This window comes from Sphingobacterium sp. UBA6645 (assembly GCF_002455685.1).
Lineage (GTDB): Bacteria > Bacteroidota > Bacteroidia > Sphingobacteriales > Sphingobacteriaceae > Sphingobacterium > Sphingobacterium hotanense.
Genome location: NZ_DKLH01000050.1, coordinates 1 through 17,257 on the forward strand (window position 1 = coordinate 1; position 17,257 = coordinate 17,257).

Annotated in this window: 13 protein-coding genes; 7 read left to right on the forward strand and 6 right to left on the reverse strand. The window is 41.6% G+C overall.

What is annotated here, in order from left to right; translation table 11 throughout:
* The first annotated feature begins 183 nt into the window (after positions 1-183).
* From B2400_RS09495 to trxA, 4 genes are all read left to right on the forward strand, one after another.
* Positions 184-2,358, forward strand: a complete 2,175-nt coding sequence (locus B2400_RS09495; RefSeq protein WP_293932923.1) for a glucoamylase family protein — start codon at positions 184-186, stop codon at positions 2,356-2,358.
* 53 nt (positions 2,359-2,411) lie between these two features.
* Positions 2,412-2,924, forward strand: a complete 513-nt coding sequence (locus tag B2400_RS09500) for an OmpA family protein (RefSeq protein ID WP_293932925.1) — start codon at positions 2,412-2,414, stop codon at positions 2,922-2,924.
* Positions 2,925-3,678: 754 nt separating this feature from the next.
* The gene (dnaE, locus tag B2400_RS09505) at positions 3,679-8,100 is read left to right on the forward strand and encodes a DNA polymerase III subunit alpha (protein ID WP_286651447.1); all 4,422 of its coding nucleotides are present in this window, start codon (positions 3,679-3,681) and stop codon (positions 8,098-8,100) included.
* A gap of 103 nt (positions 8,101-8,203) precedes the next feature.
* Positions 8,204-8,521 carry a thioredoxin gene (trxA, locus tag B2400_RS09510; protein ID WP_149526244.1) on the forward strand — a complete coding sequence of 106 codons (318 nt, stop codon included), beginning with the start codon at positions 8,204-8,206 and terminating at the stop codon, positions 8,519-8,521.
* A gap of 79 nt (positions 8,522-8,600) precedes the next feature.
* On the opposite strand, the gene B2400_RS09515 is transcribed toward trxA, so the two are convergent.
* Complete coding sequence (locus B2400_RS09515) at positions 8,601-10,469, reverse strand: TonB-dependent receptor plug domain-containing protein (RefSeq protein ID WP_293932928.1); 1,869 nt, start codon at positions 10,467-10,469, stop codon at positions 8,601-8,603.
* 47 nt (positions 10,470-10,516) lie between these two features.
* Entirely contained in the window at positions 10,517-11,455 is a 939-nt protein-coding gene (locus B2400_RS09520; protein WP_293932930.1) for a zinc dependent phospholipase C family protein, read from the reverse strand.
* A 110-nt stretch (positions 11,456-11,565) separates the two neighbouring features.
* On the opposite strand from B2400_RS09520, the gene B2400_RS09525 reads away from it, so the two are divergent.
* From B2400_RS09525 to B2400_RS09535, 3 genes are read left to right on the forward strand one after another with little or no spacing between them, the layout of a single operon-like run.
* The gene (locus B2400_RS09525) at positions 11,566-12,552 is read left to right on the forward strand and encodes a glycosyltransferase family protein (protein ID WP_293932932.1); all 987 of its coding nucleotides are present in this window, start codon (positions 11,566-11,568) and stop codon (positions 12,550-12,552) included.
* Between the two features lie 2 nt (positions 12,553-12,554).
* Positions 12,555-13,229: an FKBP-type peptidyl-prolyl cis-trans isomerase gene (locus B2400_RS09530; protein ID WP_293932934.1), complete on the forward strand. Its 675-nt coding sequence runs from the start codon at positions 12,555-12,557 to the stop codon at positions 13,227-13,229.
* Positions 13,216-14,121 (forward strand): aldo/keto reductase, encoded by a 906-nt coding sequence (locus tag B2400_RS09535; protein ID WP_293932936.1) that lies wholly within the window; start codon positions 13,216-13,218, stop codon positions 14,119-14,121. Before B2400_RS09530 ends, B2400_RS09535 begins: the two co-directional genes overlap by 14 nt.
* 2 nt (positions 14,122-14,123) lie before the next feature.
* On the opposite strand, the gene kdsB is transcribed toward B2400_RS09535, so the two are convergent.
* From kdsB to B2400_RS09555, 4 genes are all read right to left on the reverse strand, one after another.
* The gene (gene kdsB / locus B2400_RS09540; RefSeq protein ID WP_293932938.1) at positions 14,124-14,867 is read right to left on the reverse strand and encodes a 3-deoxy-manno-octulosonate cytidylyltransferase; all 744 of its coding nucleotides are present in this window, start codon (positions 14,865-14,867) and stop codon (positions 14,124-14,126) included.
* A 249-nt stretch (positions 14,868-15,116) separates the two neighbouring features.
* Entirely contained in the window at positions 15,117-15,731 is a 615-nt protein-coding gene (locus B2400_RS09545) for a deoxynucleoside kinase (protein WP_149526237.1), read from the reverse strand.
* Positions 15,732-15,739: 8 nt separating this feature from the next.
* Complete coding sequence (trpS, locus tag B2400_RS09550) at positions 15,740-16,738, reverse strand: tryptophan--tRNA ligase (RefSeq protein WP_293932941.1); 999 nt, start codon at positions 16,736-16,738, stop codon at positions 15,740-15,742.
* Between the two features lie 111 nt (positions 16,739-16,849).
* A complete protein-coding gene (locus B2400_RS09555; protein ID WP_149526235.1) occupies positions 16,850-17,230 on the reverse strand; it encodes a hypothetical protein in 381 nt (126 codons plus the stop codon).
* Between the last annotated feature and the right edge of the window lie 27 nt (positions 17,231-17,257).

The window sequence follows — 17,257 nt, forward strand, 5'->3', positions numbered from 1 at the left end:
GAGCTACTTTCGCTTGACGTGCTGCAAATATAGAGAGAAAACAGAAACTGCAAAAATATTTCTTACCCTTTTATCGCAACAGGCTTAAAATGTGCGTAATAATTTTATCACGAACCTTGAATTCAATGTTAAAACTCGTTTCTAGAGGGAAAATTCGCTATTTTTGTCCATTATTATTGCCTTATGCGACTTAAACTAATTCCTATTCTTTTGTTCTGTTTGTTTGGATCGACCGCAAATGCAGAAACATATCCGGAGGTGGTGTTTGATAACAGCCTGGTAAAGGGCACGTATGCCCGGAGCTTGGTAGATTATAGTGGGAAGAGCTGGGTAGAGAATGTAAATAAACATCTTCTCGTATCGGATACGCTATTCTTTACGCCTGGTAACGCGCTATCCTTGCGCTATCTTTCCCATCCCCAAGGAGATTGGAATGTGACGATTCGCTATAGTCGCCAGAAATTCCATTATCGACTTTCGAATGATGATGTCCTGAGCTTCAAACTCTATGTAGGCTCGGGGAATACCAAATCCGAACATTTGCCATCGATTTCCATCAAGCAGCGCGATAACCAATCGGTAAGTTTAGCGATAGGAAATTACGTGCAAGGATTCAAAAAAGATGCCTGGCTGGATGTTCGTATTCCTGTCAAAGAATTCGCAGGATTAAATGTCGAAGAACATATCTCTGGAATTATCCTACGACAGCTCAACGATTCTAAAAGCACGCATCAGCTCTTTCTGGATCAAATCGAGTTCCTTCCGGCAAACTATTCAAAAGTTCCTTTAACATCAGCTGCAGTATTAGCCAAAGCTACAGCCTATGGCAATCATGTCGATTTGCAATGGCAAGTACCCTTGACGCAGAGCATCCGTTATGTGAAGATCTACAGGTCCGAGGATAACAAAGATTTCGTACCGATTTCTATACGCCCTACCTACATGCAACGCTGTTTGGACTACGTGCCGGTATTGGATAAAACGTATTACTACAAGATCGCTTGGCTTGATTATAATTACAAGGAATCACCTCTATCTGCGGTGCAGGAAGTACAGCCAAAAAAGATATCTGATGATGAGCTTTTCTCACTGATTCAGATTGCGCATATCAACTACTTCGTAGAGAACTATGATATCAACACGGGCATGCATATGCCCTTTAGAATGAAAGAAAAAGCGATTGTATCGGTAAAGGAAACAGGAGGGGCAATCCTTAGTTTAATGGTAGGCGTAGAAAAGAATTTCATCTCTCGTCCATTATTTATTAGCCGCGTTAAACGAATCGTGAAGTTCTTAGCTACTGCGCAGAATAAACATGGCTTCTTCCCATCTTATTACGACGGCCGTAAGGGTATCCCTGAATACTTCGACCGTCGACCTCAGTACGATGTAGAATCATCCGCGGCCATCATGGAGGCATTGCTCGTTGTTAGGCAATACCTAAAAGGTGACGATGAAGCAGAGAAAGAGATTAGAAGAGGCATCAGCGATATTTGGGAGCGGATGGACTGGAAAGCAGTTACGATGCCATATGATCCGCAGACACTACGTTCCAACGTAGATATGCTGGATGAGTATTTCGTTTCCGAGCCTATTGTAGGAGTTAACTTGGGGCTTAATGCCTACATGTTAGCCATGGCCTCGACGCGCTCGAACATTCCCATCGCGTCCTTCTCAAATGCTATAGAAAGCAAGTATGTTTCCAGGGCTGAAGTAACCTCAAGCCTATTTGCCGATTCGACAGTGAGCGATTCTGTTAGACAAAATTCATTGTTTCCTGACGGTATAGATCATGGCAACCAGGATTCCTTATACCGTGTTTCAGCCTTTCAAGATACGATTATGTATGGAGTAGAATTGCCTTTTGGAGCACCGGATGGTAATTTATTGGAAATGTACAGACCCTTCGTAACGATCAACCCGAAGTTGGCGAAATTGAAAGACTATAATCTCGCGGAAGTTGTAGGCAGTTATGCCCGTGTCGTCAAACGTAGAGACAATGAAATGGGAGTGGGGACCAGCAATTCCGACATCTGGGGATTTCAACAACGTAACGACAGCATAGGAACATTCCGAATAAACCCTGCAATTTCTGTAGCCAGTATTTTCTTAGACAACCAACGCTCTATCAAATCATTGAATGCACTGTATCACGAATTCGGAGCCTTCCTTTTCTCCGAATACGGGTTCCGCTCGTGGGTCGACTTACGTAGCAATGATGTGTCCGACGAGTATGTCGCTAGTAACCAAGCGAACGTCGCCTTGTTATTAGAGAACGCGAAGACCGGATTTATCTGGAAACTATACCAGCAGATTCCTGAGATTCAAGCGGTTGAACAAAGGCTTTTTAAGAAGTAAGATAATTAGGGATAAAATATTATATTTACAGCAACAACAAAGAATCCATACACATGAAACGCATCAATTTATTAGCACTAATTTTAATTTCGAGCATAACATTTTTTTCTTGTAAGCAGCAATCTATGGTTGTGAATCCTGGCGCAGTTGTTAGCAAGGACGGCACCGACGATGGTCTGAAAAATGTAAAACGTGAGTTCAAGGATGTACAACAAACTGACGAGGGGATCTTAGTATCCATTTCCTCAGACTTATTGTTCCCAACAAACTCTTCTTACCTGTCAGACAACGCAAAACAAGAGATAAGCAAATTAGTGAAAGTATTAAAAGATCAAAAAGCGAAAGTACGCGTAGATGGACATACCGATGCAACCGGAACCGCAGAATATAACCAATGGCTATCCGATAAACGCGCAGCATCAGTAAAGAAATTCTTAGTAGACGCCGGAATCGCAGACGCTAGAATCTCAACAAAAGGATTAGGTCAATCAAAACCGATAGCAGACAACAAAACGCCGGAAGGCCGCCAAAAAAATAGACGAGTAGAGGTGGTTATTCTTAAATAAGATATTAGATTTTAGACATTAGAGTATTGTTTTGAACCAGGAAAGAAAGGATGTAAGTATAATCAGGATCCTGTCCATCCTCATATCCTTCCTTTCCTGGTTCAAAGACAACATTCCTTTTATCTTTCCACCCGATCCTGTCCATCCTTAAATCCTTCCTTTCCTGGTTCAAAGACAACATTCCTTTTATCTTTCCACCCGATCCTGCCCATCCTCAAATCCTTCCTTTCCTGGTTCAAAGACAACATTCCTTTTATCTTTCCACCCGATCCTGCCCATCCTCAAATCCTTTCTTTCCTGATTCAAGACAAACGTTCCTTCCTAAACCAAACGTTCAAAACAACATTCCCTTCCTAAACCAAACATTTAAAACAATCCTTCCTTCCTTACTTACTTCGGAAGCCATACTCTAATATCTCACATCTCATATCTAATATCTAAATAATAGCCATACTCTAATATCTCACATCTCATATCTAATATCTAAATAACGTCTTAATACTAACTACTATCTACTAACTACTATTCAAACCCCTTTCAAACCCAATGTATAACCCTTTCAGAACCCTTTCGGATTGGGTTTGATAGGGCTCTGAAAGAGGTAACAAAAGTCATTAACTGCTTGATGACTTGTCTTTGGTTCATAATTCCTTAGTATTTATTGCGTTAACAATAATGATATTGATGTTACTTTCGCCTATGGAATATTATTGATTTTATTGAGTATTTTTGTTAGTTCAAGAGGGGATAAACTATGTATATAATTTTCGATACAGAAACGACGGGATTGCCGAAAAGATGGGATGCGCCGATAACAGACACGGATAATTGGCCTAGGTGTATTCAAATTGCTTGGCAGCTCCACGATGAGATGGGAAGGATGATCGAACATCAGGATTACTTGATCAAACCTGATGGCTTTAATATTCCTTATGATTCCGAAAAGATACACGGTATTTCAACAGCCTTAGCCGAAGAGGAAGGTATTCCATTGACCGATGTTCTAGTAAAATTCAATGAGGCATTAGCGAAGGCTAAATTTGTCGTTGGACAGAATATTGGTTTTGATATCAATGTGATGGGCTGTGAGTTCCATCGCTATTCGGTCGATAGTCCGATGGCGTCCATGCCGATCTTGGATACCTGTACGGAGGTTACTGCAGAACTATTAAAACTTCCTGGGGGTCGCGGAGGTCGATTCAAATTACCAAACCTGACCGAATTACATAGCTATTTATTCGGGGTTCCTTTTGCGGAGGCACACAATGCGACTGCCGACGTTGAAGCAACCACTCGCTGTTTCTTTGAGCTGGTAAGACGTAATGTCTTTAAAGCTGAAGAACTACAGGTTGATACGGGCTATTTTGTAGAATTTAAGCAGCAGCACCCTGAGGTCGTCGAGTCTGTCGGTTTAAAACATGTCAACTTAAAAGCGGCTTCAGACGCAATTCGTGAGAAAACAGAACCAGCGCCGAGGGTTGTAAAAATCGATGCCGACACGCTGGAGGCATTGGCGAATGCTAATTTTGCGCATTTACATAATCATACACAGTTTTCTGTATTACAGTCAACGATTTCTATTGATAGCCTCGTACAGGCCGCTGCAAAACAAAAGATGCCGGCTGTGGCGATGACCGATCATGGAAACATGATGGGGGCATTTCACTTCGTGAATAAAGTATTAGGCTATAACAAAGATCTTGAAGCAAAGCAAAAGGAAGCCGAAGAAAAAGGTGAAGCCTTCGATGGCGTTCCGATCAAGCCCATTGTCGGGTGCGAATTCTTCATCTGTGAGAATAGAAAAGATAAATCTAGAAAAGACAACGGCTACCAAGTTGTTTTTCTGGCTAAGAATAAAAACGGTTATCATAACCTCGCTAAGATGGCTTCTGCCGCTTATACAGAGGGATTCTATTATGTACCTCGTATCGATAGAGAGATAGTCGAAAAGTATAAAGAAGATTTAATCGTTCTTTCTGGAAACCTGCAGGGTGAGGTGCCAAGTAAATTGCTGAATATTGGTGAGGTGCAGGCTGAAGAAGCGCTGTTATGGTGGAAAGAACGCTTTGGCGAAGACTTCTATATCGAAGTCATGCGCCATGGTCAGGAAGATGAAAATCGTGTGAACGAAGCAATAATTCAGTTGGCGCGCAAACATGCGGTGAAAATTATTGCAACGAACAACACCTATTACGTCAATAAGGCAGATGCGCATGCGCACGATATCCTTCTATGTGTAAAAGACGGAGAGAAGCTTTCTACGCCGAAAGGTAGAGGAAGGGGGTTCCGCTTTGGATTGCCGAATCAGGAATACTACTTCAAATCGTCTGAAGAGATGAAGAAGGTTTTTGAAGATCTACCGGAAGCCATTATCAATATCGATGAGATCTTAAATAAGGTGGAAACCTATGTTTTAGCTCGTGAAGTATTACTTCCAAAGTTTGAGATTCCGGAAGAGTTCCAACACGCGGAAGACGAAGTTGATGGAGGCAAGCGAGGAGAGAACGCCTATTTAAAAGATTTAACATACAAAGGGGCCGCAAGGCGATATGCGGAGATTACTGACGATATCCGCGAACGCTTAGACTTTGAGCTCGCTACGATTGAAAAAACCGGTTATCCGGGTTATTTCTTGATTGTACAAGACTTTATTGCAGAAGCAAGAAATATGGGAGTATCGGTAGGTCCGGGACGTGGTTCGGCAGCAGGATCAGCCGTTGCCTATTGTTTAGGAATTACAAATATCGACCCAATCAAATATGATTTGCTATTTGAGCGTTTCTTAAATCCTGACCGTGTATCCATGCCCGATATTGATATCGACTTTGATGACGAGGGCCGTGGACGTGTTATGCAATATGTAATCGATAAGTATGGTTCGTCTCAGGTAGCTCAAATCATTACTTACGGAACGATGGCTGCAAAGTCCTCTATCAAAGATACGGCGCGTGTGCTGGATCTTCCATTGGCGGATGCCAACGAGATTGCTAAGTTGATTCCCAATTTGAAGCTGAGCAAGATCTTCAATATGGAAGATAAGGCGCTGAAAGAGGTGCTTCGCAGCGAAGAACTAGAGGCGGTTAACCGATTGAAAGGTTTAGCCGATGGCGCTGGATTAGAGGCAGAGACAATTAAGCAGGCTAGGGTATTGGAAGGCTCCATGCGCAATACCGGTATTCACGCCTGTGGTGTTATTATTACGCCAGACGATATTACCAATTTCGTACCGGTTTCTTTGGCGAAAGACTCCGACCTCTACGTTACCCAGTATGATAACTCGGTCGTCGAAAGTGCGGGTCTGTTAAAGATGGACTTCTTGGGTTTAAAGACCTTAACCTTGATTAAAGATACCGTGCAGAACGTCAAGTTGCGCCATGGTGTCGATCTGGATCCGGAAGCTTTTGATATTGAAGACACGCTGACCTATGAGCTTTTCCAACGCGGTGAAACGATTGGTATCTTCCAATATGAGTCGCCCGGGATGCAGAAATACATGAAGGAACTGAAGCCTACGGTCTTTGCCGATTTAATTGCCATGAACGCATTATATCGCCCGGGGCCGATGGAATACATTCCTTCCTTTATTAAGCGTAAGCATGGGATAGAACCGATCACGTATGACGTCGATGCCTGCGAAGAATACTTGGCCGAAACCTACGGTATTACAGTTTATCAGGAGCAGGTAATGCTTTTATCGCAAAAATTAGCCGGATTCTCGAAAGGTGATGCCGACGTTTTGCGTAAGGCGATGGGTAAGAAGCAAAAGGCAGTCTTGGATAAGATGAAGCCTAAGTTTATCGATCAGGCCGCAGAAAAGGGACATAATCCTAAAGTATTAGAGAAAATTTGGACCGACTGGGAAGCCTTTGCATCGTATGCCTTCAACAAGTCGCACTCAACCTGTTATGCATGGATTGCATACCAAACGGCATTCTTAAAAGCGCATTACCCTGCGGAATATATGGCTGCGGTTTTATCGAACAACATGAACGATATTAAGCAGGTAACTTTCTTTATGGAAGAGTGTAGAAGAATGGGCTTAACGGTTTTAGGACCAGATGTCAATGAGTCGCATTATAAATTTACAGTAAACGAGGAAGGAGCGATTCGCTTCGGTATGGGAGCAGTGAAAGGTGTTGGTGCCGGGGCGGTAGAAACTATTGTTCAGAGCCGAGAAGGCGAACCTTATAAGTCGATCTTTGACTTGGCGAAGCGCGTTGATTTACGAATGATCAATAAGAAGGCTTTCGAAAGCCTTGCGTATGGAGGCGGCTTTGACTCGTTTTCTGATACCCATCGTGCACAGTACTTTTACTCCGATTCGGACAATCCTAGCGGTATAGAAAAAGCGTTGAAGTTCGCACATAAATTCAGGGAGAATGAAAACTCTGCACAGGTAAGTCTATTTGGGGCAGGCGGAGCGGTGGAATTACCCGAACCGAGCTTAACTCCATGTCCGCAATGGGGCTTAATTGAAAAATTGAAATATGAAAAGGATGTAATCGGGATTTACCTAACCAGCCATCCTTTAGATAACTATAAGTTTGAATTGAGACATTTTTGTCCAAACAATGTAACCGACTTACAGTTAATCAATAAGGCGAAAGCTTCTGAAGTTGATCAGGAGGTTCTGTTAGATTTCAATCGCATCAAGAATAAAGAGGTCGTATTGGGCGGAATTATCGCGCTGGCGAATCATCGCGTAGCGAAATCCGGAAAGCCATTCGGGTCATTTATCATTGAGGATTATTGGGACTCATACGAGATCATGGTATTCGGTGAAGATTACGTCAAGTTTAAAGGATATCTTCAGGAAGGGTATTTTGTACAGATCCGTGGTCTTGTTCAGGAACGCTTCAAGCAGGTTGGCAACTGGGGCTTTGAGTTGAAGAATATTCAACTTTTGTCGGATCTGCGCGAGAAGATGGCGAAGAGTTTCACTATTCAATTTCCGCTGCATGTGCTCGACACGGAGTTTATGAGTACTCTAAATCAGTTGATTTCTTGTACGCAGGTGGAAGGACAGGAGGCAAATTGTCAGTTAAAGTTCAAAATCATGGACGAGCAGGATAAGCTATCCATCGAAATGCCGGTTAAAAAGCGTAAAATCTTTATCACAAACGAGTTTTTAGATGGCTTAGAGGCTCTGGAAGGCGTGAATTATAGATTAAATTGATAGCCAATAGAAAAAATGTTAACACAGAACAAATAGCAATACAAGGGTATTCATTATCTTTGTTTATATTTAGAACTATAAATCATAAATTAATTAAATAAATATGGCATTAGAAATTACAGACAGCAACTTCGAAGAGGTTGTGTTAAAATCAGATAAACCAGTGCTTATCGATTTTTGGGCTGAATGGTGTGGTCCATGTCGTATGGTTGGTCCATTAGTGGACGAAATTGCTACTGAATACGAAGGAAAAGCAGTAGTTGGTAAGGTGAATGTGGATAACAACCCGGATATCTCCGTTCGTTACGGTATCCGTAATATTCCTGCATTATTGTTCTTCAAGAACGGTGAGATTGTTGACAAACAAATCGGTGCAGTACCAAAATCAGTTCTAGCAGAGAAATTAGACAAACAATTATAGTCCTTATAATTGCTTCTAAGCATAAAAAAGGGGATCTTTTAACGAGATCCCCTTTTTTTATCTTTTGTTAATTCTGTTCTTATCGCTGAACCCATTGATATCGTAATCCCAAATTTGCCCATCGAGTAGGCATTGGCACAGCACCAACTTCAATATACTTTTCATCAAAGATATTCTGTATATCCGCAAAAATTGAAATACTCTTTTTGGAGTATGCTAAGCGTAAATCTGATACAAAATAGGAGTTGGAGGAGCTGCGTTCCAACCACCGATTGGCAGAAGTAATCGACCATGTTTTGAATGAATAGCTCACCGTTGCCTGTCCCTGGTGTCTTAAACTCTCAATACCATATTTGATTATCGTATTCTTATAGTCGTTTATAATCGAAGGATTTAAATAGGTATACGCTAAGTTTACCATCATATGCTGATCAGTTCGAAATGCGGTCTTATAACCTAGATTGGAATAAACACCATGGGTTTTATTATTGCCTAAGTTCTGAGCTTGGTATGGAACATCGGTACTCGCTCTAAGCCAATCTATAGATCGGTTTATATCGCGATAGAAGTATCCTGCTTGGAAGCTAAATTTGTTTCTCGTGTACTGCAGGCCGATTTCATTCTGCCATGCGGATTCACTCTTTAGATCAGGATTTCCAATATTACCAGGACGTTGATTAAGGTAAAGGTCCGTAAATGTAGGAATGCGTTGGCTTGTTCCACTGTTTACGGAAAGACGCAGGTTGTCCGTTGCTTGAAAACCGATGTCGATACCTGGGAATACTTCCCAATCATAATCGCTATTGTAGTTGACATAAGCCCCCACATTGATATCAAACCTATCGAATTTAGTAGTTCTAAATTCCGTAAAGAATCCATAATTCTCCCGGCTGTGTTTCCCGATGTTGGAACTGCTGATATCTTCAAACCGGGCTTCCGCACCGATTCCTAAATCGCCTAAGGCCGTTTGATAGCGAGCATGCAATTCGGTGCTTAACGTCTGGGTGTAATGCTTGCTACGTCCTTTGCTTAGATCGTGGCGAAAATAACGATAGTCGTCTTCGTTGTAGCGATGGCTGATACGAGGACTTAAGTACCACTTATTTAATTGATGGTGCGATGAAATACTCGAGATCACGGTTTCTACTAATTCCTCCGACTCTTTGTCGCCTGGAGCAGCATAATATCCATTTGCACCGAATTCATTATTGATGTATCCGGCCATCATTTGGATGCGGTGGTCCGGTGCTAGGCTTATCTGATTTTGGTAGTACAGTTTTTTATTGTCGGCACCGCTGTTATAGCGCTGCCCGTTGCTGTGTTCTTTTCCAAAATAAAGCTGATGCTGATGTGTCTTTCTAACAAAAGAGCCACCTAACTGCAGACCATTCGCGTAGTAAATGCCGTCCTTCCCAGCTTCCTCTTCGACTTTCTTAAAAGAACTACCGCCATTGACTTGCACAAATACACTGTTAGATTCAGCCTGTTTCGTCACGATATTAACGGCGCCTGTTAACCCATTGATTCCATAGATGCGAGATACAGGTCCTCTCAATATTTCAATGCGCTGAATCTCCGATAGCGGCACTGGCAAGTTAAGCATATGATGTCCTGTCTGTGGATCAGACAATTTAACACCATTGATCAGGATCAGGGTTTGATCGAAGCTACCACCATCGATTCCGATATCGGCTTGTGTGCCGAATGGGCCACGCTGACGGATGTCAACGCCCGCTGCATAGCGCAATACTTCGTTGATGCTTGTGCTAGGCAAAGCCTGTATTTCTTCTTGACTGATAATTTGAATGTTTCTATTACGTTGATCAAAAGGAATCAGCAATCTGTTCTCTTGAATAATGACTTCTTTTAATTGGGTTGTGTCGTTCTGTTGGGCTAATAAGAAGCTTGGTGTAATACTAAATATTAGTAAAAGTTTCTTCGATAACATAGAAAAAAATTTCTCAAAGGTAAATAAAAACTAGAAATCGCCAAGCCTTAATGCCATTCTTCGCGGCCTTTCGGACTAAGACGCTGATATGGAATGCTATCCTTTTTTATTTCGAATGGGGCAAGTTTGCTTAGATCGGGTTGTCCGGCATCGATCCACGCCGAATACCAAAGTGATGCCGTAGCATGTATTGCCTTGCGGATTCTCCGCTCGACCATGCCATTCATGGCCTCATGATATCGCTCGCAAAACTCGTCGCTATAGTTCAACATTAATAAATTATTTCGTAGGACATAGCTTTTCTTCATCCGATGAGACATGCTAGCGCTTACCTTTTTTTCTAACTCAAAAACAGAGTCTAATAGTGCATGACTTTCATGTACGGCATTCCACGCAAATTCGACTACATTATCTATGTAAACAGGCTTTCCCACATATAGATCATAGGAATGCATAAAGCGCTCGGGCGAGCGCGTTTCCCAGAGCGCATGAATTCCGACTTGCCCGCTCAGTTGCCCATTATAATTACTAGTAGTATGCAAAGGGACATGCGCATCTGAAGCATAATGCCCCAGATCGGCAGCATGTCGAATGATAGCCTTCGTATTTTTCTGATGGAATGCCTTTAGAAGCTTCCTATAGGTTAGATCTATCTGCCAGGGAACAATACCTCGCTTCAATAAATCATGCTGCTGTAGCCTTTTATTGAGCTTGAACCAAGGTACTACCAATGAATCGGACAAGTGCTCGTAACGATCCAGATCGATAAAATGCCGGGTGGACTCTGCGCTGTCTATATAAACTCGTTTATCGGCGTTGATCGCTTTTTCGGTAATAGCATACAGATGCTTTTTAAAGAACGGTGCTAAATCTGACGGTAGGGAGTATGTAGCGTGCTTATTTATAGTACGATGCGCAAAAAAGCCCCAGGATTGTAAGGAAGCGGCAAAAAGAATCAATAGAACAGCTGCGAATAGCGTTTTCATTGTTCGAACATCGGTTTATCGAAATATAGCTATGTTTAATAAAAGAATAATGAATTTAATGATAAGTTATTAATCGTTTTTCGTTACTTTGAGGCTCAATCAAGCTGTAGATGAAAATTTTGTATGCTGTACAGGGTACAGGAAATGGACATTTAACAAGGGCAATTGACGTTATTCCCTGCCTGCAAGCCCACGGTCAAGTGGACGTCTTAGTAAGTGGTATCCAAGCGGATATTCAACTACCTTTCGAAGTCAAATATCGATACCATGGTTTAAGCTTTATCTTTGGTAAATCCGGCGGTGTAGATTTATGGAAAACCTTTATGGCCTCTACGGTTCGCAAATTCGTCAAGGAAGTGAACTCGGTGCCGGTTGAGGACTATGATTTGGTGATCAACGATTTTGAACCTATCTCCGCATGGGGCTGTTATTTCAAGGAAAAGCCTTGCATTGGACTAAGCCATCAAATCGGCGCATTCGATCCCGCAAGTCCGAAGCCTGAAGAAGCCGATATGTTAGGCAAGTTCATTATGAAAAACTATGCGCCTTCCACCAATTCCTATGGGTTCCATTTCAAGTCGTATGCTAGCCATATCTTTACGCCTGTAATCCGACAATCTGTTCGTCAATTAGACAGGGTAGATAATGGTCATTACACCGTCTATCTGCCTTCATACGATGATGCGCACCTCATTAAACAATTGACGCGGTTTCCCGATATTAAGTGGGAAGTCTATTCCAAGCATAACAAGAGACCATTCAAGCAAAAAAATGTTTCCATAAATCCCATCAATAGCGATGCTTTTGTTCAAAGTATGGCAAGTGCTTCGGGTATTTTATGTGGTGCAGGCTTTGAAACCCCCGCTGAAGCCTTATATTTGGGAAAGAAATTATTGGTTATACCTATGAAGAACCAATATGAGCAGCATTTGAATGCCGCTTCCCTAGAGGAAATCGGTGTTCCGGTCGTTAAATCGCTAAAAAAGAAATACGAATATGATATGGAGGCATGGCTGAATGCCAAGTCTCGAGTTACCGTCGATTACCCGGACTGTACTGCTGATATTGTGGAGAAGATCATAAAAAAACACAGCTAAGAATGAGATTAATACTTGGATTATTATCCATCTGTTTCGCACTAAACACGTCCGCACAATCTTTAAAAACTGCAAATGATTCTTTAAGCTATGCTTTGGGGTTGGATGTGGGTAGGAATTTAAAACAACTGGATTTCCAGGTGAATCAAGATGTACTCGCAAAGGCAATCAAACAAGCGCTAGAAAAGAAAGATCAACGATTTACGGAATCTCAGACGAATGAGATCATACGGTCTGGTCTAAACCGACTAGGCGAGGAAAAGATTGCAAAATCCGAAGCTGCCTCCCAGGCTTATTTAGATCAGAATAAAAAGAAACCCGGCGTCATTACGACTAAGGAAGGTCTGCAATATCAGGTACTTCAAGAAGGAACGGGCTTACATCCCAAACCAAATGATATGGTAGTTGTTCATTATAAGGGGACGCTTGCAGACGGGACTGTTTTTGATAATAGCTATGAACGCAATGAGCCCCTGGATATTGAAATTGGTAGGACGATACCAGGCTGGATTATCGGCATTCCAACGATGAAAGTAGGAGGGAAGACTCGTTTTGTTATTCCTTATGACTTGGGTTACGGCGAACGCAGCAGTGGACCAATTCCTGCTTACAGCACTTTAATATTCGAAGTTGAATTATTAAAAATTATTAGCAAGGAACCTCATGAATCAATCTAATCTTTCTCATACCGACATACAAATTTCAGAATTATCTTTAGGTGCCATGTCTTTGGATTTCAAAGACGTGAAATTGGCCAGTAATATATTGGATCAGGCACTTGACTTGGGCATCAATTATATCGATACGGCGGATATGTATGACAAGGGCGAGAATGAGAAGTTGATTGGTGAAATCACAAAGAAGAATCGTGCTGCTTGGACGATTGCTTCCAAGGTCGGTAACAAATGGCGCGCAGACGGATCTGGTTGGGACTGGGCTCCATCGAAATCCTATATTATCGGAGCTGTTGAGGTGAGCCTTCGCAATCTCCAAACAGACTATATTGATAACTACCAATTGCATGGCGGTACTATCGACGATCCCTTCGATGAAATTATAGAGGCTTTCGAGTTGCTGAAAGAGCAGGGTAAAATTAAAGCCTACGGTATTTCCTCTATACGGCCCAATGTATTTTTAAAGTATGCTGAAGAAACCAATATTTCCAGTAATCTAATGCAATATTCTTTGCTGGATCGTCGGCCTGAGGAGTACCTAAATCTTCTAAATGAAGCTAAGGTAGCGGTTTTTGTACGTGGTGCCTTAGCGCAGGGGCTGTTAATTGATAAACCCGCAAAAAAATACTTGGAGTTTACGGAGGAAGAGGTTAAAGCTGCCCAAGAGGCGGTAAATGCAATAGCTAAGGATTTGGAAGTGCCGGCACTTGCTGTTGCGCTCAAATATCCCTTGCTACATGATGCAGTGAAAAGTGTCGTAGTGGGAATTCGTACCGAATCGCAGTTCGCAGACTTGAAAGAAGCTATATCCGCTATGGGCAAACTTAGTCTTTCCGACTATGAGCGTCTTTTAAACTTATTGCCTACTATCCGATATACAGACCATAGGCAATAATATTACACATTAAAGTACTTTCTTTTTATAGCGTCTAGATCTTCTGGCGTGTCAATTGCGTCATTAACATGACTGGATATTGCCGTCTTGATTTTATACCCGTTGTCAATCCATCGTAATTGTTCCAACGATTCAATGCGCTCCAGATTGGAAAGGAGAAGTTTCGTAAGTTCTTTCAACACGTTTGCGCGGTATCCATAGATACCGATATGGTTGAAGTATTCTGCGTCGTTTAACCAACTCTTCATCTCTTTTCCCCGGAAATATGGAATAGGTTGTCTGGAGAAGTAAATAGCCTCATTTTTCGCGTTCAATACAACCTTTGGTTTATTGACGTTTTCTAAATCGGCAAACTCTGTTATTTTTCTTATTAATGTGGCAATCTGCACATCTTGATCGGAAAAGCATGAAACCAACAGGTCAATTTGCTGTGGGTCGATGAAAGGCTCGTCGCCCTGAATGTTAATCACAGTGTCGAAACCAGAGATGTTCTGTATCACCTCTGCACATCGGTCGGTACCCGACTGATGGTCTCTACTCGTCATGACGACATTTCCGGCGAAGCTTTTTACATGGTCATAAATTCGCTGATCATCTGTTGCGACCACCACTTCACTTAGACTGCTCGCATGATTAACCTGATTATAAACACGTTGAATCATGGTCATTCCGCCAATATCGACCAAGGGTTTACCCGGGAATCGCGTGGAATCGTAGCGCGCTGGTATTATTCCAATAACTTTCATACCCAAAAATAGATATTAGATACCGCATTTTTAAAATCTGCTCCGTTTTCTTTAGCCAATTTTCTACAAATGAGTTAGAATGGGAGAGGGAACTCTATATTTTTTTGTCATACAAATTATGTCTTTTGACAGCAACGCTGAGAGAAGCAACGTTCATCGCGGAAATTTAAATGATGCACATTCAAAAAAAGCCAGAACGTAGTTCTGGCTTATATGATATGCTTATTTTATGCTGTTGTAAGTTTTTCTTTAGAAAAGTCCAAACAATTCAGCTTCGATTTTTTGGATTATTTTTCCTAGATCTTCTTGGTTGTTCGCGAAGTCTAAGTTGTCTTTATCTAAGACTAGAAGTTTTCCTTCTTTGTAGTTCCCGATCCATTTTTCGTACTTATCATTTAGTTTAGAAAGATAGTCTAGACGGATACCTGATTCATAGTCTCTACCACGTTTTTGGATATTATTCACTAGGGTAGGAACAGAGGCTTTCAGGTACACCAATAAATCCGGCGGTTTGATGTAGTGGATGATCGATTGAAAAATGTCGCTGTAGTTTTCAAAGTCTCTAGCGCTCATCAATCCCATATCATATAAGTTCTCTGCAAAGATGTAAGCATCTTCATAGATGGTTCTGTCCTGGATCATATTGATCTGACGATTTTGAAGATCTACGATATGACGGAATCTGCTATTAAGGAAGAAGATCTGTAGGTTGAACGCCCAGCGTTTCATGTCGCTATAAAAATCTTCTAGATAAGGATTGTTTTCTACGGCCTCGTATTGAGGTTCGAAGTTTAAGTGTTTGGCAAGTTTTTCTGTTAAAGTAGTTTTACCGGCACCAATATTTCCAACAATTGCTATATGCATAATTTCTATTAAAACAGTTTTTTAAGACCTATGATTTCACGAACTTCTTTGATGGTTTTCTGCGCGCTTGCTGCTGCTTTTTCAGCACCCATTTTGACCACTTTTTTGATGTACTCATCGTCTTGACCGATGCTTTCGATTCTTGAACGTACATCTGCTGTCGCTAAGACCATGTCTTCGGCTAATTGCTTTTTGAAGTCGCCATAACGGATTTCACATTTGTTGTATAGTTCATCAAAATGCTCTACCGTATCAGTTGTAGATACGACCTTCATTAGATCAAAAAGATTTTGAACGGCTTCGGGCTTTGTTTGGTTCAACTCGGTAGGTCCATTGTCCGTCACTGCGCGCATAATCTTTTTACGGATTGCTTGTTCCGTATCGGATAAATAGATACAGTCTGCATCGCCATTTGATTTACCCATTTTCCCTTGTCCGGATAAGCCTGGTACTTTGACCAACTTGTCTGTATAAGCAAAAGCAAATGCCTCTTGGAAATAATCAACATTGTATAGTCTGTTGAAACGATTACCGAAAGTTCTCGTCATTTCTAAGTGCTGCTCCTGGTCTTTTCCAACAGGGACTTTAACGCCATGATGGATTAAGATATCACAAGCCATTAACACTGGATAGGTCAATAGACCAGCATTTACGTTATTTGGGTTTGCGCGAACCTTGTCTTTGAAAGAAGTTGCTCTTTCTAATTCACCAAGGTAAGCGTTCATATTCATGTATAAATAAAGCTCTGCTACTTCAGGTACGTCTGATTGTACATAGATGGTAGATTTTTCAGGATCTAATCCTGCAGCTAAATATTCAACCACCACGTTGCGGACCATGCTATTCAGGTCTTGCGGCGTCGGGTGAGTCGTTAAGGAGTGTAAATCAGCAATAAAAAAGAAACAGTTATATTCATCCTGCATCTTCACAAAATTGCTCAGCGCTCCATAGTAATTTCCTAAGTGTAATTTTCCGGTACTTCTAATACCACTAACAACAGTTTCCATATGGGTGCAAAGTTACGCAAAAAAAAGCTAGTTTTTCTTAGGCGTTATCGCAGAAATAGCAGGTAGATTAACTTTTATATTCAGTTTTTCACTGTCGATTTAGCGTACTGATTAGTAGATGTGTGGGTTTTCCAGGAGATCACAAACATAACCTAGAACCTCCGCTTCCGATGCCCCGTCTTCAAGCATAGAGAAAGTTAGGTAGGCTGCGTATATCTCGGGACTAAAGACAATATGTTTGTCGGAAATAATAGTATCTATAATTCCTTCGCGTACATCAATCCCTAGGTGGTCTAATTCGTTGTGTAAGTTGGTGGAGATAGACTCATGATCTTCACCCGATGCAAACCCTACAATAATGTGTAGAACCAGTTTGTCGAAGAGTTCGGGCTGCATATTTTTAAACTTATTTGCATAGAGCTCCGCGTCGAAACGACTTTTTGCACTTGAGACAATTTTGTCCCAAATTAGGTATTCTGTTTTCGTTTGCATGGTTTAAAGTTTATAAATTGTTAAGGT